Genomic DNA, 19,143 nt, shown 5'->3' with positions numbered 1-19,143 from the left:
CCGGCCGTCGCATTCGCGGCGGCCGGTTTTGCGTGTCTGCGGCCGCGTCCGCAGACCTATACTGCCGGTTGTGCCTGAGCCCGTCCCAGCCGTCATCGTCGCAGCCGGACGCGGCGTCCGATTCGGTGGCCCCGTTCCCAAACCCGTTACCACGCTGGCCGGCAAGGCGGTGGTGGCGATGTCGGTCGAGGCGATGGCGGCCGGTGGCTGCACCCACGCCATCGTCGTCATCCCGCGCAACGGCGAACACCACTTCCAGCCCGCACTGGCCGCGTCCCCCATTCCGGTGACCCTGGTCGAGGGCGACGAGACCCGGCAGGCGTCGGTGCGGCGGGGGATCGCCGCTATCCGGGGGCGGGCCGACCTGGCCGACGCGCGGGTGGTGCTGGTGCACGACGCCGTCCGGCCGCTGGTGCCGGCGACCGTGGTCTCCCGGGTGATCCGCAGCATCCGCGAAGGTGCGGTCGCCGTCGCGCCGGCGGTGCCGGTGGCCGACTCGATCCGCTCCGAGGGGCCGGACGGGAGGCTGACCATCGTCGACCGCGAGTCGTTGCGCGCCGTCCAGACGCCGCAGGGCTTCGATCTGGACGTGTTGGAGAGCAGCCACGACCACGCCGCCGAGCAGGGCATCGAATGCACCGACGACCTGTCGGTGTGCGAGGCGGCCGGTCATCCGGTGGCGCTGGTCAAGGGTGCGATGACGTCGCTGAAGATCACCTCGGCCGCCGACCTCGACCTGGCCCACGCGTTCCTCAAGCTGCGGGCCGGGCTGGGCCGGCACTCGTTCCGCCGGGTGCTGCGGCACCGTCCGTTCGCCTGGTTCGTCAAGCCGGCCGGCGACGATGCCGAGGTGATCCGGAGCCCGCGGTGACCGGACTGCCGCGGGTCGGGATCGGCAGCGACGTCCATGCGCTGGCCGACGGCGTGCCGATGTGGGTGGCCGGGCTGCACTATCCGGACGAGCCGCGCGGGCTGGCCGGTCATTCCGACGGCGACGTGGCTTGTCATGCGCTGTGCGACGCGCTGCTGTCGGCGGCAGGGTTGGGCGATCTGGGCAGCAATGTGGGTGTCGACCGGCCCGAGTGGGCCGGGGCGTCCGGGCTGCGGCTGCTCGCTGAGGTGGCCGGCCTGGTCCGAGCGGCCGGCTATCAGATCGGCAACGCGGCCGTCCAGGTGATCGGCAACCGGCCGCGGCTGCTGCCGCGCCGGCTGGAGGCAGAGCAGGTGCTCGGGGCCGCGCTGGGTGCCCCGGTGTCGGTGGCCGGGAAGACCACCGACGGCCTCGGTCTGACCGGACGCGGTGAGGGGGTCGCGGCGATCGCGACCGCCCTGATCGTGCCGGCGTGACCGACCCGGTCGGGCTCTGCGCCCACGGCGAGGCCGCCTGGCACGCGGTCGCCTACGCGGCGCTGGGCGGCCGGTGGGTGCAGGACGGCCGGTTGGCCCGCGGTTTCGGGGCCGTCCCGCATCCGTTCCTGCTGGGCGCCGTCACCCTGGCCGGCGACGCAGTCGTGCCCAGCGACGTCCCCGGCATCGTCTGCGACAGCTTCGCCCGGCTGCGACTGTCCGGGTACCAGGCCGAGCCGGCGGGCTGCTGGATGATCCGGAACGAGGCCGGCCGCGCGACGTCGCCGGCCGCGCCGGGCCTGGTGATCCGGCCGGCCGAGACCGATGACGATGTCGGCTGGTTCGAGACGCTCGCCTTTCTGGCGGCCGGCGATCGGCCGCCGGCGCGTCCGGGCGAGCTGCATCCGCCGGGCAGCCAGCGGCTGGCCGGGCTGACGCTGCTGATCGCCGAACTGGACGGCGAGGGCGTCGGCACCGCACTGTCGGTGGCCACCCCGCGGGTGAACAACATCGGGGCGGTCGCGGTGATGCCGGCCCATCGCGGACGCGGAATCGCCGGTGCCCTGACCGAGGCGGCGATCGCGATCGCCCCCGGCGTCCCGGCCACGCTGTGCGCCACGCCGTCCGGCCGCGGCGTCTACCAGCGGCTCGGCTTCACCGAGGTGGGCCGCCCGGTACACCACCACCCGGGTTGACCCGTCGGCGACCGCGGATCCGGTCGGCTCAACCAGCGGGGATCCGCCGGCTCAGCGCACCTCGGAGGCCGGCGGCGTATAGGTGTTGCACTGGGTGATGTTCGGGCCGCCGCTCAGGCCGGTGTCGAACCAGCGCTTGCGGGTATTGCCCAGGCCGTGACCCGAGTCGATGTTGGGCTTGCCGCTGAGCACATCGTCGCCCAGGTTGTAGGCGATGGTGCGCAGGCCCTCCAGGTCGCTGCTGCTCAGGCCCTGCGACGGTCCGACGGCGTGGATCCACATGCCGGCGAAGCAGTCGGCCTGGACCTCGAGCCGTCGGGAGAACACGTTCGCCTCCGCCTTCGTCGTCGCCCGCTGCTCCCACGCCGAACTCGAGATCGAGATCCCGGTCCGGGCCTGGATGGCGTGTCCGAACTCGTGCCCGAGCACCATCTCCATCAGGAACTTCTGGCCCTGCAGATCCTTGGGAAAGATCGTCGGCAGCGGCTTGGCGTAGTAGATCCGCTGATCGCCGCCGCAGTACGACGCGTTGACCTTCTCAAGCTTGCCGCAGGCAGTTTGGATGGGTTGGCTGTAGACGGTCGCGGGCGGACGCGGCATCACGAAGCCGGCGGCTTCCACCGGACCGTGCCACACCTTCATCAGGCAGGCGGTCAGCTTCTGCAGGTGGTCGTTGAGTTCGGCCTCGGAGGAGTTCAGGGCGTCCACCGGCTGCATATTGTTGCAGTCGGTCGGAATCGTGATCGACTGCTGGTAGATCGGGTTGTTCTTCATCCACTCGGTCGCCTCCGAGTAGGTCTTCGGCACCGGCAGATCGGGCGGGTTCATGTCCGGCGGCGGCGGATTGTAGGTCTCGGCCGGACGGGGGCCGGTGCCCGGTGTCCCGTTGAGCATGTTCGCCACCACGACACCGGCCAACAGCAGGCCGCACAGCACGACCAGCATCACCAGGACGCGTCCGAGCGGGCTGCGGCCACGCTGGGGCGGTCCGGGCTGGAATCCGCCAGGCTGGAACCCACCGGGCTGCTGATAGGGCTGCGGCCGTCCGGGCTGCTGGAAACCACCCGGCTGCTGGAAGCCGCCCGGCTGTTGGTAGCCGCCGGGCTGTTGGTAGCCGGGCTGTTGCGGCCAGGACGGTTGCCCGAAACCGGGCTGGGGACGGTTCCAGCCGGGCTGGGCCGGCTGGGCCGGCCAGCCCTGCGGCTGACCCCACTGCTGCGGGTAGGGCTGCTGGCGCGGAGGAAACGGCTGCGTCACGCGAACACTGTAACGGCCGGGGTGTTGCCGGCACCCCCCAGAGTGCTGGGAATTGTGTCACCCGAGGACGGCCCGCGGCCCGCGATGCGATAGCTTTTCGGGACGCGCACCGCGCTGTCCTGTCGCCCGATCTTCGAAGGACCGACCGTGTCGAGACTGACGCTCACTCCATTGACCCGGCTGCTCGCCGGCGCCCTCGTCCTCGCCGCCGTGCTGCTCGGACCGGCCGCGCCGCGCGCGTTCGCCGCCGATCTGGTCGACCGCTACGCGGTCGAGGGCTCGCTCGCCCCGGACGGCACCCTCAGCGTGCAAGCGACGATCAGCTTCGACGGTGCGGCGCCGGCCAGCCTGGTGCAGCGATTCGCGACCACCCGCCAGATCCTCGGCGACCGTGAATACGTCTACCGGGTGAGTGAGGTGAAGGCCACCGTCGGCGGTCAGGCGCTGAACCCGTCGGTCAGCGACGACGGCCGCTACACCACCGTCACCCTGCCCACCCAGGGCGCCGCCGAGCCGGTGGTGTTGTCCTATGTGGTGCACGGCGCGGCGACCGCTGAGCCGACCGGTGAGACCACCGTCGCCTGGCGCCTGCTGCAGGGCCTGAGCCTGCCGGTCAAGGAGTTCACCGCGACCGTGCAGGTGCCCACCATGATCGAGTCGGTGCAGTGCGAGGCGGGTCCGCCCGCCTCGCCGGGCGTGTGCTCGTTCTGGGGCGGCGGCACCCACGATCACCCCAACCCGACCTTCAACGACGGTCCTCGCGGGGCCGGCGAGATCGTCGAGGCCGTGATGCGATTCCCGGCCGGCGCGATCACTGCCAACGGCCAGCTGCGCGACCTGTGGACCCTGGGCCGGGCCTTTTCGACCGAGCCGGCGCCGCTGGGCCTCGCGCTGGCCCTGCTGGCGCTGGGCGGGCTCGCCTTCTGGGCGCTGCACCGCCGGATCGGGCGCGACGCGGTCACCGCCGGCGACCCGACGTTGATCGCCGACTTCCATCCGGTCGGCGACGGCGAGGCCGAGTTCCGCGTCCGCAACGGCATTCGTCCCGGTCAGGTCGGCACGCTGGTGGACGAGCGGGTGGATCCCGTCGACGTCACCGCCACCCTGCTCGACCTTGCCGTCCGCGGGCACCTGCGGATCGAGGAACTACCCAAGTCGTCGACCTATGCCGAGGGGCAGTGGACGTTCACCCGGCGGCTCGGCGGCGACGAACTGCGTCCGTACGAGAGCACCCTGCTCGACGCGGTGGCGCCGAGCGACGGCAAGCCGATGGCCGTATCCGAACTGCCGGCCGCGATCGGTGCCGTGATCGGTGACGTGCAGGACCAGCTTTACGACGATGTGGTGGCGTTGGGCTGGTTCGCCCGCCGTCCCGACCAGACCCGCAACTCGTGGTTCCGGATCGGATTCGGCCTGTTCGTGGCCGCCGTGGTCGTCACCGTCGTGCTCGCGGCGTTCACCAGCTTCGGGCTGCTCGGGCTGGCGCTGGTCGCGGTCTCGCTGCTGGTGGTCTTCCTGGGTCAGGAGATGCCGGCCCGGACGTCCCAGGGCGTCGCACTGCTCGGTGGGCTGGGCTTGCTGCGGGCCCAGCTGCTGGGCCACCCGACCGATCAGATGCCGAAGGGCCGCGAGCTCGCCGAACTGTCCGAGGTGCTGCCGTACGCGGTTGTGCTCGGCGGCTCCGAGCGCTGGCTGAAGGCACTGGTGGACGCCGACGAGGACCCGGACGCCGACTCCACCGACCTGGACTGGTACCACGGTCCCGCCGACTGGCACCTGTCCGATCTGCCCGCCTCGCTCAGCCGGCTGGTCACCACCATCCAGGGCAAGCTGTTCGCCCGCTGACGCGTCCGCGGCCCGGCGCTGCCTGCCTGCCTGCCCAAGGCCCTCCCTAACTACCTGTGCCCTCCCACCTGCGGGAGGGCACAGGTAGTTAGGGAGGGTTTTCGGCTTGTCGGGCGACGGTTGCGGGATCGAGGGAGCAGGAGGTGCAGGTGACGGGGTGGGTGTCAGGGGGCGAGCGGACGGCCCACTCGATAGCGCGCGCAGAGGAAGCCGGCGTTGCGTCCGGTCTCCAGCAGTTCCAGGTCGTAACGGCGCGGCAGCAGGGGACGTCCGGCGCCCAGGGTCACCGGCGCTATCGAGACGATCACCTCGTCGAGCAGGCCGGCATCGGCGAACTGACCGGCGAGATCTCCGCCCCCGACCAACCAGACGTCCCTGCCGCCGGCGGCGGCCACCAGTTCGGGATGCAGCGCCGCCACCGACCCCGAGGCGAACCGGATGTCCGCGCCGTCGACCGACGGCTGCGGCCGTGAGGACAGCACCCAGCTGGGCAGGGTGTAGGGCCAGTCGGCGTGGTCGAGCACCCAGCGATAGGTGGTCGAACCCATCACCAGAACGCCGACCGTGGCGATGAATCGCTCGTAGTCGAAGGCTGAATCATCGGGCTCGGACGGCTGCTTCAGCAGCCAGTCCAGGTTGTTCTGCTCGTCGGCCAGGAAGCCGTCCAGGGTGGTGGCCGTGTAGTAGATCGTCTTCACCGTTCACTCCTCGCCGCGGCTCGCCCGGAACCACAGGATTGGGTCACCACTGTCCACCTCGACGCCCGCCTCGGCCAGCATCGCCCGGACGAGCTGGCGCCGGTGCGCGGCGTAGGTCAGCACGTGGGCCACCACGCTGCTCATCACGAAACTCTCCGGCGGATCGCAGAGCGCGTCGATCAGCCGGTCGTCCCAGCCGCCGCGGTCGTCGAGATCCTGGATGAATCCGAGCCAGCGGGGGGCTAGCGCTTCGTGCCGGACGCGCAGAGTAGCGACATCGGCGTCGGAATGCCGTGGGACGTCGTCCGCGCCCTCGATCGCGGCCAGCCAGACCTCCTTGGTGTGGACGTGATGATCGAGAACCGCGCAGATCGACTCCTCGGGACCTTCCCAGGCGGTGACCGTCCCGCCGCTCTGCCGAGGAGCCCGCAAGACCCCCTCGGGCAGCGTCTCGGCGATGCCGAGCAGCGCCGCGGTGTCGTCGAGATCGTGCGCCACCAACTGGGACACCAGGGGATTCATCGTCTGCTCCGTTGCTCGGACCCACAGTGAGGTGGGCGGGTGGAAATGGATGCCGTTGGGAGCCGGCAGCCAGTGCCGGCCGGCTGAGGTGCTGGGTGGATGGCCGAACGCCCGGGAGTACGCCCGGCTGAAGCCTTCGACTGATCCGTAGCCGGCCGCCCAGGCTGCATCGGTGACCGTCATGCCCTGGCGCAACTGCCAGGCGGCTCGCTCGAGCATCACCCGGCGACGCATCGCCATCGGCGATTCGCCCGAGCCGAGGGCAACTTGGCGGCCGAAGTGGAACGGTGAGGTGAAGGCATCCGTGGCCATCTCGGCCACCGTGTCGTTCTCGTCGTCCAGAACGGCGTCGAGCAGTTCGCGCAGCCGGTCGCGAGGAATCGTGGTCACCCGATCAGTGTGCGGGTTCGCCGCTCACCCGGCATGACCGATCCTGCGCACTTCCCGCCCCGGCAAAGAAGGCCCTGCCTAACTACCTGGGCCCTCCCACATGCGGGAGGGCGGAGATAGTTAGGCAGGGCCTTTCGGTCCAGCGGTGGTAGGCCCGAGGTGTCGGGTCAGACCTGCAGGCCGGGGTATAGCGGGTTGGCATCCAGCAGTTCGGCGGACGCCGCCTTGGTGGATTCCGCGATTCCGTCGGCGAGCGTGTACTTCGCCTTGCCCGGGGTGCCGGCCGCGGTGGTGGCGGCAGTGGTGCCGGCGAGCACGTTCACGATCAGCTCGGCGACCCGGTCGAACTCGGACGCGCCGAAGCCTCGCGAGGTGAGTGCCGGGGTGCCGATCCGGACGCCGGTGGTGTACCAGGCGCCGTTCGGATCGTTCGGCACCGAGTTGCGGTTGGTGACGATGCCGGCGTCCAGCAGGGCCGACTCGGCCTGGCGTCCGGTGATGCCGTACGAGCGGGTGTCGATCAGCACCAGGTGGTTGTCGGTGCCACCGGTGACCAGGGTGGCGCCGCGCTTCAGCAGTCCCTCGGCCAGCACCTGGGCGTTGTCGGCGACCTTCTGCGCGTAGTCGCGGAAGCCATCCGTACGCGCCTCGGCGAAGGCGATCGCCTTGGCGGCCATGATGTGCGAGAGCGGGCCACCGAGCACCATGGGGCAGCCGCGGTCGACGCTGGGCGCGTATTCCTCGGTGGCCAGCACGAAGCCGCCGCGCGGGCCGCGCAGCGATTTGTGGGTGGTCGAGGCCACCACGTGCGCGTAGGGGACCGGGTTCTCCTCACCGGTGAACACCTTGCCGGCCACCAGTCCGGCGAAATGCGCCATGTCGACGAACAGGGTGGCGCCCACCTCATCGGCGATCTCCCGCATCCTGGCGAAATTCACCCGTCGGGGATATGCCGAATAGCCGGCCACCAGGATCAGCGGCTTGAACTCCCGGGCGTCGGCGAGCAGCTTGTCGTAGTCGATCAGCTGAGTATCGGGATGCGTCCCGTAGGAGCGCTGGTGGAACATCTTGCCCGAGATGTTCGGCCGGAAGCCGTGGGTCAGGTGACCGCCGACGTCCAGGCTCATGCCCATCACCCGCTGCTCGGCGAACGACTTCCGCAGCGTCTCCCAGTCGTCCTCGGCGAGCTCGTTGACGTTCTTGGCGCCCAGCCGCGCCAGCGCCGGCGACTCGACCCGGTGGGCGAGGATCGACCAGTAGGCGACCAGGTTGGCATCGATGCCCGAATGCGGCTGCACGTAGGCGTACTCGGCGCCGAACAGCTCGCGGGCATGCTCGGCGGCCACCGTCTCGACGGTGTCGACGTTCTGGCAGCCCGCGTAGAAGCGGTGTCCGACCGTGCCCTCGGCGTACTTGTCCGAGAACCAGGTACCCATCGTCATCAGCACCGGCAGCGAGGCGTAGTTCTCGCTCGCGATCAGCTTCAGCGAGGCCCGCTGGTCGGCCAGCTCGGCCCGGGTGGCCGCGGCGATCCGAGGCTCCACCGTTTCGATCACGGACAGGACGTTGCGATAGACATCGGACGCGGTGGCCCCGAGATCACTCACCGAGAATGCTCCTTCATGGCGTGGTTTCGCCCTCACTCTATGGCCTGCGCCGCAGCCGTCCGGACGCCGGTAGAGTCGCCGGAATGCGATCGGACGCCGCGAGCCAGGTCACCGCCATGGCCGAGGCTGCCGAACCCCGTTGTGGCGCCACGGTGGTGATCGGCATCGACGGTCCGAGCGGATCGGGCAAGACCACCCTCGCCGATGCGGTCGGTAGCAGGCTGGGCTGTCCGGTGGTGCACATGGACGACCTGTTTCCCGGCTGGGACGGCCTGGCCCAGGCCTCCGGCCTACTCGCCGAGCAGGTGCTGCGTCCGCTCGCCGCCGGACGCCCCGCCGGGTACCGGCGCTGGGACTGGATCGACTCGCGATGGGCCGAGCGGGTCGAGGTTCCGCCGACGCCGCTGCTGATCGTCGAGGGCTGCGCCAGTACCGTGCGCCCGGCAAGCGACTACGTCGCGGTGAGGATCTGGGTGGAGGCGGCGCGCGACGTCCGGATGCGGCGCGGTCTCGAGCGCGACGGCGAGGCCTACCGGCCGCACTGGGAACGCTGGGCGGCTCAGGAGCGGGAGCTGTTCACCACGGACGGCACCCGGGATCGGGCCGACCTGGTCGTCCGCACCTGAGGCGGGGATCAGCGCAGCACCTCCGGCGGCAGGTCGCCGGGACGGGTGAAGTCCTCCACCGGCCGGCCCAGCCACTGCGCCATCGCCAGGACTCCATCGGCCTCGAAGCGGCCCGGTCGCCGGGTGCGCCGCAGAGTGCTCTCGGCCACCCCGGTCTGTGCCGCCAACTCCGCCCAGCTGAGCCCGCGGCGGACGCGTTCGGCGTCCAGGGCGGCGAAGATGGCCGGCGGATCGAAACGGCGCATCGGCGGCACCACGCTCAGCCGGCCGGGCCGGGGACGCCGGGCTTCTTGCCCGTCCGGGCGCGCCACCAGGCGACCGCGACGATGCCGACCAGCAGGGCCAGCGAGATATACCACAGCACGTTGCCGTAGGCGTTGATCAGCTCCACCGCGGGTTCGCCGATCGACCAGCCCAGGTAGATGTACAGCCCCGAACTCAGCAGCGAGGCGACGAAGCTCACCGCGAGGAATTTCCTCAGGCTGGTGCCGGCGGCACCCAGCGCGGCGTAGATCACGGCGGCCGGGATCGGGATCGGCAGGTAGGTGACGAAGATGGCCCAGGTCTCGTACTTCTGGGTGAATGCGATCGCCCGCTGGTTGCGCCGACGTGCGCGCTCGGAGCGTCCTGACCAGACCTCGATCAGGCCATGTCCCCAGAGCTTCCCGGCCCACCAGTAGATCCAGTCGAATTTCATCGCCATCAGGCTGCCCAGCACCATCACCAACGGCCACCACGGGTCGCCGATGGAGCCCAGCGCGCCAGTCATCACCAGGCCGGTCCGGTAGCCGAGCGAGCCGAGCAGATGCGGAGCCAGCCCGAGCATCACCGGACGCAGCGGCAGCAGGACCAGGCCGTACAGGGCGGCGGCGCCCATCCAGGACATGCAGGCGATGTCCGAGCGTGTCGGCTTGTGCTTCCAGGGCAGTCCGGGCTCCTGCCACCACTCCCTGGCCTGCTCGCCGTCGCCGCCGGAGCCGTTCGGGTCCGCGGAACTCGGCTGCGGCTGTTCAGGGTTGGTCACGATCCGTGAGCCTACCCGGGCAGGCGCGGGCGGCCGGCAGGAGGGTGCCGTTTCCCAAGCGGCGCGAAGCGGGCTCGTGGGTGGGAATTTCCTCAAAACGATTGAGTAACTGTTGCGATCATGCAACGATTGCGCGAGCCGCACAGCCGCGGTCTTGTTCCACTACGGATCGTCGGGCACGTACCTGCCCGTGGAAGGAAATACTGGCATGGCCACAGTTAGTTTCAAGGACGCATGTCGCGTCTACCCCGGTGCCGATCATCCTGCGGTTGACAAGCTCAACCTCGAGATCGGCGATGGCGAGTTCATGGTTCTGGTCGGTCCCTCGGGTTGTGGCAAGTCCACCTCGCTGCGCATGCTGGCAGGTCTGGAGGAGGTGAACTCGGGCGCCATCTGGATCGGCGACCGCAACGTCACCGACCTGCCGCCCAAGGATCGCGACATCGCGATGGTGTTCCAGAACTACGCCCTTTACCCGCACATGACCGTCGGCGACAACATGGGCTTCGCACTCAAGATGGCCGGCGTACCCAAGGCCGACCGCGACGCCCGGGTGATGGAGGCCGCGCACCTGCTGGGTCTGGAGAGCTTCCTCAACCGCAAGCCGAAGGCGCTCTCCGGCGGCCAGCGGCAGCGCGTCGCGATGGGCCGCGCGATCGTCCGCTCGCCGCAGGTGTTCTTGATGGACGAGCCACTGTCCAACCTGGACGCGAAGCTGCGAGTCTCCACCCGCACCCAGATCGCCGCCCTGCAGACCCGGCTCGGCGTCACCACCGTCTACGTGACCCACGACCAGGTCGAGGCGATGACGATGGGCGACCGGGTTGCCGTGATGAAGGACGGCATCCTGCAGCAGTGCGACAGCCCGCTGACCCTCTACGACAAGCCGAACAACATCTTCGTCGCCGGCTTCATCGGCTCGCCCGCGATGAACCTGATCAGCGGCAGGGTGAACGAGACGGGTGTCGAGGTGGGCGACCACACGGTGCCGGTTCCCCGCGAGGTGCTGGCCAAGGCCAAGGGTGAGGACACCCTGACCATCGGCATCCGTCCCGAGGACTTCGACCTGGGCGACCACGGCATCGCCGTCGAGGTGGCCGTTGTCGAAGAGCTGGGTGCCGACGCCTTCACCTACGGTGTGCTGGCCGGCCTGAGCGACGACGAGAAGCTCTCCGCCCCGCAGATCGTCGCCCGGCTCAGTGGTCGCAAGCCGCCGCAGCGCGGCACCACCGTCCGGTTCATCGCCGGCGAGGGCCACAAGCTGCACGTGTTCAGCAACAAGACCGGTGAGCGGCTCTCCGACTGATCCGCTGTCGGTCACGATGCCCCGGGCCGTTTGGTCCGGGGCATCGCCGCGTCCGCCTGGCTGACTGACGGTCGCGGCCGACCTGCGGGCGGAGCTTCGCCGACCGCCGGCAACGCCGCCCGGGCCCGATCCCGTCCTAGGGGCGTTCCGGACGCGGACGGCTCGCCAGCGCGGTGAGCACCCGGCGGGCGCCCTCGATGTCGGTGCTGCCGAGGGCAGCGATCCACTCGCCTTCGATCTGGTCGAACAGCCGAAGCACCGACCGCTGCGCCTCAAGTCCGGCGGGGGTGAGGCTGAGCAGCCGTGCCCGGGCATCCGACGGGTCGGATTCGACCTTGATCAGCCCACTGCTCTCGAGCTGTGCGATCTGCTGGCTGAGCGCCTGTTTGGAGACGCCGCAGTCATCGACCATCGTGCTGGCTCGGCGGGGTTGCGCGCCCAGGTGACGCAACACGGTGCGGGCCGCCGACACCGACAGCGTTTCGCAGCCGAGCTCATGCAGTCGCCGGTCGAACTCGGCGCCGAATCGCGAGGCGGCCATCGTCAGCAGCGCCGGCAACGGCATCCGGCCGCCCTCGAGGCAGGCCGCATCGGCGCTGGTCGGCTCCATCCCCCGATTCTAGACTATTGGTCAAGGAGTTGACTTTTGCGCCCGAGGCCGGGCAGGGTGTTGGTCAAGTGCTTGACTAAATAGATTCGGAGAACCCCAGATGAATGTTTTGGTCCTGGTTGGCAGCCCGCGCAGCGCCTCCTTGAATGCCCGGCTCGCGGCGGCGGCAGCCAACGCTCTACCGGACGGCGTCCACACCGCGTCCTTCGACCTCAACACGCTTCCGCTCTACGATCCCGACCTGGACGCGCTCGGCAATCTGGGCGAGACGGTGATCGCCTTCCGGGCGGCGGTGTCCGCCGCCGACGTCCTGGTGGTCGCGAGCCCCGCCTACAACGGCGGGATGTCGGCAGCCATCAAGAACGCCATCGATATCGCCTCGCGGCCGCGCGGGGCAGCGCCGCTGCTGGACAAGCCGGTGGCCCTGCTGACCGCCATGGCGATCCCGCACACGGGCGTGAACGTCCTGGAGCAGTTGGCCCTGGTGCTGCGGATCGCCGGTGCCCGGCCGGTCGGCGCGGGGGTCGCGGCGTCCATCGTCACCGACTTCACCGAGGCCGGGGTCGCCGACCCAGTCCGGCGTCAGCTCGACGCGCTGATCTCCGAGTTGCTCGCCGCCGCCGCGACGGGAACCGAGGACAGGGCGTCCGCCGCCTGAAACGCGACAGGTCGTCCCGGGCCGACTGTCTGCGCAGACTGGCAGAATGTGGCGCATGCCACGCATCCTGTCGGCGAAGCCAGACTCGCGGCTGATTCCGCTGCCCTGGGATCTGCCCCTGGCCGAGTGGCCGAAGGACCACCTGGTTGCCCTGCCGCGCGGCATCTCGCGGCATGTCGTCCGATTCATCAAGGTCGGCAATGACGTCTACGCCGCCAAAGAGGTGATCGAAGCGGCGGCGGTCCATGAGTACCGGATGCTGCAGGAGCTCACCCGTGAGGACACCCCGGCCGTTGAACCGCTCGCGGTGATCACCGGACGCCGCGACGGTGACGGCGGACGGCTGATGCCGGTGCTGATCACCCGGCACCTCGACTTCTCGCTGCCGTACCGGTCGTTGTTCTCCCAAGGCGTCCGGCCGGACACGGTGAACCGGTTGCTGGACGCGATGGTGGTGCTGCTGGCCAGGCTGCACCTGATCGGCTTCCTGTGGCTCGACGTGTCACTGTCCAATATCCTGTTCCGGCGCGACGCGGGTGAGTTCGCCGCCTACCTGGTCGACGCCGAGACGGCCGAGCGGCACATCACCCTCAGCGACGGGCAGCGCGAACACGACCTGCAGATCGCCACCACCAACCTGTTCGGCGAGTTCAGCGACCTGGAGGCCGGTCAGCTGCTCGACGAGTCGTTGGATCCGCTCGTGCTGGTCGAGACGATCACCTCGCGCTACCGCGAGTTGTGGGCTGAGCTGACCGGCATGGAAGAATTCCCCGGCACGGAGCTGGATCGGATCGAGAGCCGGGTGCGCCGGCTCAACGCGCTGGGCTTCGACGTGGCCGAACTCGACATCACCACCTCCGCCGACGGCTCCCGGGTGACCATCCAGCCGAAGGTGGTCGACGCCGGCCATCACACTCGGCGGCTGCTGCGGCTGACCGGGCTCGATGTCGAAGAGAATCAGGCCCGCCGGTTGCTCAACGACCTGGACACCTTCCGGTTCCGCACCAACCAGCAGCACGTCGACGAGGCTCTGGTGGCTCACCAGTGGCTCACCCAGTCCTTCGAACCGGTCACTCAGGCGGTGCCGCAGCATCTGCGCGGCAAGCGCGACGCCGCCCAGATCTTTCACGAGGTGCTCGACTACCGCTGGTATGCCTCGCAACGCGAGCATCGCGATGTGCCGCTGATCGATGCTGCCTGGGGCTACATCCGCGATGTTCTCGAGGGCCTGCCCGACGAGGCGATGGACAGCCGTCCGCTGGCCGAGGGTGCCCGGCAACTGGCCAACCCGTTCGATCCGTCGCAGGGTTTCCTGGACGAAGAGGGCGAGATGCCCGAGGATCCGTGGGAGTCGGCGGCCGATGAGGAACCCGAGCCGACCGGCATGCTCGACATCTTCGAACTCCGGCGGCGACTGGCGCTGGACTGACCGCCGGCTCGACCCCGATAGAATCGGCCGGTGAGTTTGCACCTGTACGACAGCGCCCGCCGCGAGATCGTCGAGTTCCAGTCGCTGGAGCCGGGACTGGTGTCGATCTACCTGTGTGGGCCCACCGTGCAGTCCGCGCCCCATCTGGGTCACATGCGCAGCCGGGTCAACTTCGACGTGCTGCGGCGCTGGCTGGAGTTCGCCGGACATGAGGTCCGGCTGGTGGTGAACGTCACCGACATCGACGACAAGATCCTGGCCAAGGCTGCCGAGGCCGGACGGCCCTGGTGGGCGCACGCCTACCTGTTCGAGGACGCGTTCCGGGACGCGTTCCGCTCGCTCGGCGTCCAGCCCCCCAGCTATGAGCCGCGGGCCACCGGGCACATCCCCGAGATGATCGAACTCATCGAGGCGCTGATCGAACGCGGCCACGCCTACCCGGCCGCGGACGAGTCCGGCGACGTCTACTTCGACGTGAACTCCTGGGCTGACTACGGGTCGCTGACCGGGCAGCGGGTGGCCGACATGGCGCCGGCCGAGGACGCCGATCCGCGCGGCAAGCGCGATCCCCGTGACTTCGCGCTGTGGAAGGGGCACAAGCCGGCTGAGCCGGTCACGGCGTCCTGGCCCAGCCCGTGGGGACGGGGACGTCCGGGCTGGCACATCGAATGCTCGGCGATGGCCGGCAAATATCTCGGCGACACCTTCGACATCCACGCCGGCGGGCTCGATCTGCGCTTCCCGCACCACGAGAACGAACTCGCCCAGTCGACGGCCGCCGGACGCGGGTTCGCCCGCTACTGGATGCACAACGCCTGGGTGACCATGGCCGGCGAGAAGATGTCGAAGTCGCTGGGCAACACCGCCGACGTGGCGGCGGCGGTCGCGAAATACGGCGGACGGGCCGTCCGGCTCTGGTTGGCGGGGCCGCACTACCGCTCCGCGATCGAACTCAGCGAGGCGGCCCTGGCCGAGGCCGCTGCCCAGCTGGCCCGGATCGACAGCTTCCTGGAGCGCGCCGGGGCTGTGCTGACCGACGAATGGGTCGCCTACGCTCCCTTGACTGCGATCGGTGGTGAGTTCACCGCAGCGATGGACGACGATCTGGCGACGCCGACGGCGCTCGCGGCGTTGTTCCGCACCGTTAAGGAAGGCAATGTCGCGCTCGACGCCGGCGACCTTGAGTCGGCGCGGGCGGCGAGGCTGAAGGCCTGGCTGATGCTGCGGGTGTTCGGTCTCGATGCCAACGCTCCTGAGTGGGCGGACGCCTCGGCGAGCGACGATCTGAAACCCGTGGTGGACGGTCTGGTCGGCGCGCTGCTCGAACAGCGCGCCCAGGCCCGTGCCCGCAAGGACTGGGCGGCGGCCGACGCCGTCCGGGACACCCTGAAGAAGCTGGGCCTGAAGGTGGAGGACACCCCGTCCGGCCCGCGCTGGAGCTTGGAGAACTGATGCCCGGAAACTCGGCCCGCAAGGGCGCCGTCCGCAAGCGTGGCAAAGGGGTCGGCAGCGGCAACACCGCCGGCTCGGGGGGTCGCGTCCGCCGCGGCCTGGAAGGGAAGGGCCCGACCCCGAAGGCCGAGGATCGCCCGTACCACAAGGCCTATCGCAAGCGCGGACCGAACGAGCCGGGCAAGACGTCGTCCGGTCAGCCACGATCCGCGGGACGCGTCCGGACCGAGGTCAAGCGCACCGGCGATGACTGGGTGATTGGCCGCAACCCGGTACTGGAGGCGCTGCAGGCCGGGCTGCCGGTGAAGCGTGCCTACGTCGCCGACGGCGTCGAGCGGGACGACCGGCTGCGTGAGATCCTGCGGCACGCCGCCGATCACGGCATCGCGCTGCTGCAGGCGACCCGCTCGGAACTCGACCGGTTGACCAACGGGGCGGCGCACCAGGGGGTCGCGCTGCAACTCCCGCCGTATGAGTACCTGCACCCGGACGATCTCCTGGCCGAGGCGCTGGACTCGCCCGACCCCGCGCTGGTGGTCGCCTGTGACTCGATCACCGACCCGCGCAACCTGGGCGCGATCATCCGCTCCGCGGCGGCGTTCGGCGCGGCCGGGGTGATCATCCCCGAGCGGCGGTCCGCCCAGCTGACCGCGGCGGCGTGGAAGACGTCGGCGGGTGCGGCGGCGCGGGTTCCGGTGGCCCGGGCCACCAACCTGAACCGGACACTGAGGCAGTACGCCGACGCCGGTTTCGTGGTGGCCGGCCTGGCCGGTGAGGCGGACCTGGACGTCGCCGGCATCCCCGGGGTCGACGGCCCGGTGCTGCTGGTGGTCGGCTCCGAGGGGGACGGCCTGGCCCGGCTCGTCCGGGAGAACTGCGACGTGCTGGTCTCCATCCCGATCACCTCGGACGTGGAGTCCCTGAACGCATCGGTGGCTGCGAGCATCGCGCTATATGAAGTCACCCGCTGCCGCGGCTGACTTCCTGGTGGGCGAATCGGTGGCCGCGAGCGGCCCCCGCTTCTTGACATCTCGTCACCCGCTGCCGCGGCTGACTTCCTGGTGGGCGAATCGGTGGCCGCGAGCGGCCCCCGCTTCTTGACATCTCGTCACCCGCTGCCGCGGCTGACTTCCTGGTGGGCGAATCGGTGGCCGCGAGCGGCCCCCGCTTCTTGACATCTCGTCACCCGCTGCCGCGGCTGACTTCCTGGTGGCCGGCAGGCGAATTGGCCATTCGCTGGTCGAGCCTGTCGAGACCCTGGGATCACGATCGGGATCCTCACACGATGCCGGGTTAGGAACACGATTTCGGGCTCCAACCCGAAATCGTCTGCTCAACCCGTCACTGTGTCAGGATCCCGAGATCGTTGCGGTCTGGTGGTCGGCCAGACGAGCTCCACGGCCTGGTGGCAGCGGGATTCATCCTGGCAGCGACACCGACCCCTCGGGACGGCTGCACGAGGAGGCGACCATCCCGGTCTCGACAAGGCCCGACCAGCGGAGGTCTCGACAAGCCCGACCAGCGGAGGTCTCGACAAGGCTCGACCAGCGGAGGTCTCGACAAGCTCGACCAGCGGAGGTCTCGACGAGCGAACTCAGCCGCAGATCGCCGTCACCGGTCCGTGCCAGAGCAACGGCTGGGGTGCGCCGGCGCAGATCAGGCTGCTGGCCCGGGTGCCCTGGGGAGCGACCACCTGGTAGCCGTAGATCCGCGACGACGCGCCGAGCAGCTGCTCCAATGCCGTTGCGGCCTTGCGCTGCGCGACCCGGGCGGTAGCGGCGTCCAGGCCCATCAACTGGACGGCGTCGCGGAACGCCTCGTCCGGGCCAAGTTGGGCATCGATCAGCTTCTTGGCGATGGCCGTCCTGCCGTCGTAGATGTAGGCACCGAGATCGTCCTTGATGGTTGCCGCGGGAATGCCGCGCTGCTTGGACACCCAGTCGACGAACGCGTCGTACTCGTTGGCCAGGCCGGCCATCATCCGCTCGCGCTCCTGCGGCGTCATGTCCCGGAACGGGTTGCCGAAGTCCTTGCCGGTGCCCTGGGTCAAGTATTCCTGGGTGATGCCGCCGGTCGTGGTCACACCCGACTCGACGATGCTGCCCGAGGTGCCCACCACGTTCTTGTACCGGACGAACGGACCGAAGATGACGCCGATGCTGCCGATCAGCGAGCCGTGATCGGCGATGATCTTGTCCGCGCCGGCCATCGCGTACATGCCGCCGGATGCCGACATTCCGCGGACGTAGGCGACCACCTTCTTGCCGGTGCGGCTCTGGTAGCGCTCGACGGCGTCCGCGATCGCCCGGGAGCCGTTGATGGTGCCACCGGGGGTGTTCATCAGCAGCACCACCCCGGCCGCGTCCTCGGACTTGAGCTCGTCGAGGGTGCGGGCGATCTCGTAGCCGAGAGTGGACGTGGTGAGCGCGAATCCGTCGCCGCCGTCAGCCATGATCGGGCCCTCGATGGGGATGGCGAGCACGGTCTGCGCCGGCGTTGCGGAGGACGCGCCCCAGACGGTTTCCAAGCCGGCGATCCGCGGCCCGGCGGTGTTACTGGCCACGGCGGCCAGCGCGGCCCCATAGATCAGGGCGGTGACCAGCGAGCCCACGATGCCGAGTACGAGCAGCATCCCGCCGGCACCCAGCCCGGCACCCGCGCCCAGCCCGAAGCCGCGCCGGAACGACCGCTCGCGGGGCGGCGGCGGAGGCGCGAACACCGGTTGGAGTTGCGGCTGCGGCACGGTCGGTGGCTGCTGCGCAGGCATCGGCGCGGCCCCTTCATGGCTGGCTGGAGTCGGGGACTGATCGGGCGTGCTGGTCATGACTGGCTCCTGGTCGGGGTCACCGTCGACCCTACGTGACAGTCGGACCGGCCGTCGCCGAGGTTGGGCGAGGAGCCCGAAATCCACGGGCCCGTCAGGCGTTTCAGGTCGCGACCTGCCCGCTCCGGCCCGGACGTTTGACCGCGGATATCAGCCGCGACCGAGCACGGCCACCACGAACCCGGCGTCCGGAGTGAACGGCCGGAGATCCCAGGTGGAGAAGGTCTGCTCTCGCACCAGCCCGGACGCCTCGACGTCATCGAAGAAGTCAGCGAACGCGTAGCCGCGCCCAGCGCCGAAGCCGACCACCGCCCGGCCGGTATCGGCGAGCCGGGTGGCGAACCCCGCCAGTACGGGACGCCGGGTGTCGGGATGCAGGAAACCCATCACATTCCCGGCACACAGAATCAGGTCGAATCGCTGCGGGACGTCGTCCGGCAGCCGAAAGGAGGCGAGATCGCCCACCGCGTAGGCCGGACCCGGCTCGCTTCGCCGCGCTTCGGCGATCAACGCCGGGTCCACGTCGACCCCGACCACACGGTGCCCGGCGCGGTGCAGGTAGCCGCTGTGCCGTCCGGGACCGCAGCCGGCGTCCAGGATGACGGAGTGCCGCTGGGCCATCGCGTCGATCAGCCGCGCCTCACCGACCAGATCGTGACCCTGGGCGGCCAGCATCGCGAAGCGGTCGATGTATCGCTGGGAATGACCGGGGTCGCGGGCGACGATCTCGGCCCACTGACTGTGCGGAATCACGAGCCTCCGACAGGATTCGAACCCGCGACCGTCCGCTTACAAGGCGGGAGCTCTACCAACTGAGCTACGGAGGCATCGGCCGGACGCCGGCCGGAAACCA

19 protein-coding genes and 1 tRNA gene are annotated in these 19,143 nt (G+C 69.9%); 10 read left to right on the top strand and 10 right to left on the bottom strand.

Translation table 11 applies throughout. From position 1 onward, the window contains the following. The first annotated feature begins 70 nt into the window (after window positions 1–70). Genes ispD through QM711_RS06685 form a run of 3 tightly spaced genes read left to right on the top strand, consistent with a single transcriptional unit; the run spans window position 71 to window position 2,042 of the window. On the top strand, window positions 71–871 hold the full coding sequence (gene ispD, locus QM711_RS06695; RefSeq protein ID WP_415097553.1) for a 2-C-methyl-D-erythritol 4-phosphate cytidylyltransferase: 801 nt from the start codon (window positions 71–73) through the stop codon (window positions 869–871). After that, window positions 868–1,347, top strand: a complete 480-nt coding sequence (gene ispF, locus QM711_RS06690) for a 2-C-methyl-D-erythritol 2,4-cyclodiphosphate synthase (RefSeq protein WP_415097551.1) — start codon at window positions 868–870, stop codon at window positions 1,345–1,347. The genes ispD and ispF overlap by 4 nt, the downstream gene beginning before the upstream one ends. Then, a complete protein-coding gene (locus tag QM711_RS06685; RefSeq protein WP_415097549.1) occupies window positions 1,344–2,042 on the top strand; it encodes a GNAT family N-acetyltransferase in 699 nt (232 codons plus the stop codon). Before ispF ends, QM711_RS06685 begins: the two co-directional genes overlap by 4 nt. A gap of 51 nt (window positions 2,043–2,093) precedes the next feature. Here the strand turns inward: QM711_RS06685 and QM711_RS06680 are convergent, their stop codons facing one another. Then, complete coding sequence (locus QM711_RS06680) at window positions 2,094–3,299, bottom strand: neutral zinc metallopeptidase (protein WP_415097547.1); 1,206 nt, start codon at window positions 3,297–3,299, stop codon at window positions 2,094–2,096. 147 nt (window positions 3,300–3,446) lie between these two features. Here QM711_RS06680 and QM711_RS06675 point away from each other — a divergent pair, with 147 nt between their 5' ends. Continuing rightward, window positions 3,447–5,144, top strand: a complete 1,698-nt coding sequence (locus QM711_RS06675; RefSeq protein ID WP_415097545.1) for a DUF2207 family protein — start codon at window positions 3,447–3,449, stop codon at window positions 5,142–5,144. 164 nt (window positions 5,145–5,308) lie between these two features. Here the strand turns inward: QM711_RS06675 and QM711_RS06670 are convergent, their stop codons facing one another. From QM711_RS06670 to QM711_RS06660, 3 genes are all read right to left on the bottom strand, one after another. Then, window positions 5,309–5,842, bottom strand: coding sequence for a dihydrofolate reductase family protein (locus QM711_RS06670; RefSeq protein WP_415097543.1), 534 nt, complete (start codon window positions 5,840–5,842; stop codon window positions 5,309–5,311). 3 nt (window positions 5,843–5,845) lie between these two features. Then, a complete protein-coding gene (locus QM711_RS06665; protein ID WP_415097541.1) occupies window positions 5,846–6,754 on the bottom strand; it encodes a helix-turn-helix domain-containing protein in 909 nt (302 codons plus the stop codon). 167 nt (window positions 6,755–6,921) lie between these two features. Beyond that, a complete protein-coding gene (locus QM711_RS06660) occupies window positions 6,922–8,361 on the bottom strand; it encodes a glycine hydroxymethyltransferase (protein WP_415097539.1) in 1,440 nt (479 codons plus the stop codon). A gap of 20 nt (window positions 8,362–8,381) precedes the next feature. Here QM711_RS06660 and QM711_RS06655 point away from each other — a divergent pair, with 20 nt between their 5' ends. Beyond that, complete coding sequence (locus QM711_RS06655) at window positions 8,382–8,987, top strand: 4-amino-4-deoxy-L-arabinose transferase (protein ID WP_415097537.1); 606 nt, start codon at window positions 8,382–8,384, stop codon at window positions 8,985–8,987. 8 nt (window positions 8,988–8,995) lie between these two features. On the opposite strand, the gene QM711_RS06650 is transcribed toward QM711_RS06655, so the two are convergent. Together QM711_RS06650 and QM711_RS06645 are read right to left on the bottom strand one after the other, a co-directional pair. Beyond that, the gene (locus tag QM711_RS06650) at window positions 8,996–9,232 is read right to left on the bottom strand and encodes a helix-turn-helix domain-containing protein (RefSeq protein ID WP_415097535.1); all 237 of its coding nucleotides are present in this window, start codon (window positions 9,230–9,232) and stop codon (window positions 8,996–8,998) included. A gap of 14 nt (window positions 9,233–9,246) precedes the next feature. Then, window positions 9,247–10,011 carry a DedA family protein gene (locus QM711_RS06645; protein WP_415097533.1) on the bottom strand — a complete coding sequence of 255 codons (765 nt, stop codon included), beginning with the start codon at window positions 10,009–10,011 and terminating at the stop codon, window positions 9,247–9,249. Window positions 10,012–10,219: 208 nt separating this feature from the next. On the opposite strand from QM711_RS06645, the gene QM711_RS06640 reads away from it, so the two are divergent. Continuing rightward, window positions 10,220–11,317 carry an ABC transporter ATP-binding protein gene (locus tag QM711_RS06640; RefSeq protein WP_415097531.1) on the top strand — a complete coding sequence of 366 codons (1,098 nt, stop codon included), beginning with the start codon at window positions 10,220–10,222 and terminating at the stop codon, window positions 11,315–11,317. Between the two features lie 136 nt (window positions 11,318–11,453). Here the strand turns inward: QM711_RS06640 and QM711_RS06635 are convergent, their stop codons facing one another. Then, a complete protein-coding gene (locus QM711_RS06635) occupies window positions 11,454–11,927 on the bottom strand; it encodes a MarR family winged helix-turn-helix transcriptional regulator (protein WP_415097529.1) in 474 nt (157 codons plus the stop codon). A gap of 100 nt (window positions 11,928–12,027) precedes the next feature. Here QM711_RS06635 and QM711_RS06630 point away from each other — a divergent pair, with 100 nt between their 5' ends. Genes QM711_RS06630 through rlmB form a run of 4 tightly spaced genes read left to right on the top strand, consistent with a single transcriptional unit; the run spans window position 12,028 to window position 16,446 of the window. Continuing rightward, window positions 12,028–12,585, top strand: a complete 558-nt coding sequence (locus QM711_RS06630) for an NAD(P)H-dependent oxidoreductase (protein WP_415097527.1) — start codon at window positions 12,028–12,030, stop codon at window positions 12,583–12,585. Window positions 12,586–12,640: 55 nt separating this feature from the next. Then, the gene (locus QM711_RS06625; protein WP_415097525.1) at window positions 12,641–14,014 is read left to right on the top strand and encodes a DUF4032 domain-containing protein; all 1,374 of its coding nucleotides are present in this window, start codon (window positions 12,641–12,643) and stop codon (window positions 14,012–14,014) included. A gap of 30 nt (window positions 14,015–14,044) precedes the next feature. After that, on the top strand, window positions 14,045–15,466 hold the full coding sequence (cysS, locus tag QM711_RS06620; RefSeq protein ID WP_415097523.1) for a cysteine--tRNA ligase: 1,422 nt from the start codon (window positions 14,045–14,047) through the stop codon (window positions 15,464–15,466). Continuing rightward, window positions 15,466–16,446: a 23S rRNA (guanosine(2251)-2'-O)-methyltransferase RlmB gene (rlmB, locus tag QM711_RS06615; protein ID WP_415097521.1), complete on the top strand. Its 981-nt coding sequence runs from the start codon at window positions 15,466–15,468 to the stop codon at window positions 16,444–16,446. Before cysS ends, rlmB begins: the two co-directional genes overlap by 1 nt. A gap of 614 nt (window positions 16,447–17,060) precedes the next feature. On the opposite strand, the gene QM711_RS06610 is transcribed toward rlmB, so the two are convergent. The 3 genes from QM711_RS06610 to QM711_RS06600 all read right to left on the bottom strand — a co-directional run bounded on the left by QM711_RS06610 (window position 17,061) and on the right by QM711_RS06600 (window position 19,117). Then, window positions 17,061–18,290 (bottom strand): S49 family peptidase, encoded by a 1,230-nt coding sequence (locus QM711_RS06610; RefSeq protein WP_415097519.1) that lies wholly within the window; start codon window positions 18,288–18,290, stop codon window positions 17,061–17,063. A 150-nt stretch (window positions 18,291–18,440) separates the two neighbouring features. Then, window positions 18,441–19,043, bottom strand: a complete 603-nt coding sequence (locus QM711_RS06605; RefSeq protein ID WP_415097517.1) for a class I SAM-dependent methyltransferase — start codon at window positions 19,041–19,043, stop codon at window positions 18,441–18,443. A gap of 1 nt (window position 19,044) precedes the next feature. Continuing rightward, window positions 19,045–19,117 (bottom strand) — tRNA-Thr (locus tag QM711_RS06600). Between the last annotated feature and the right edge of the window lie 26 nt (window positions 19,118–19,143).

The organism is Micropruina sp. (assembly GCF_047602385.1).
Lineage (GTDB): Bacteria > Actinomycetota > Actinomycetes > Propionibacteriales > Propionibacteriaceae > Micropruina.
Note: the sequence above shows the minus strand (reverse complement) of the source record. Positions and strands in the feature narration are given on the sequence as shown.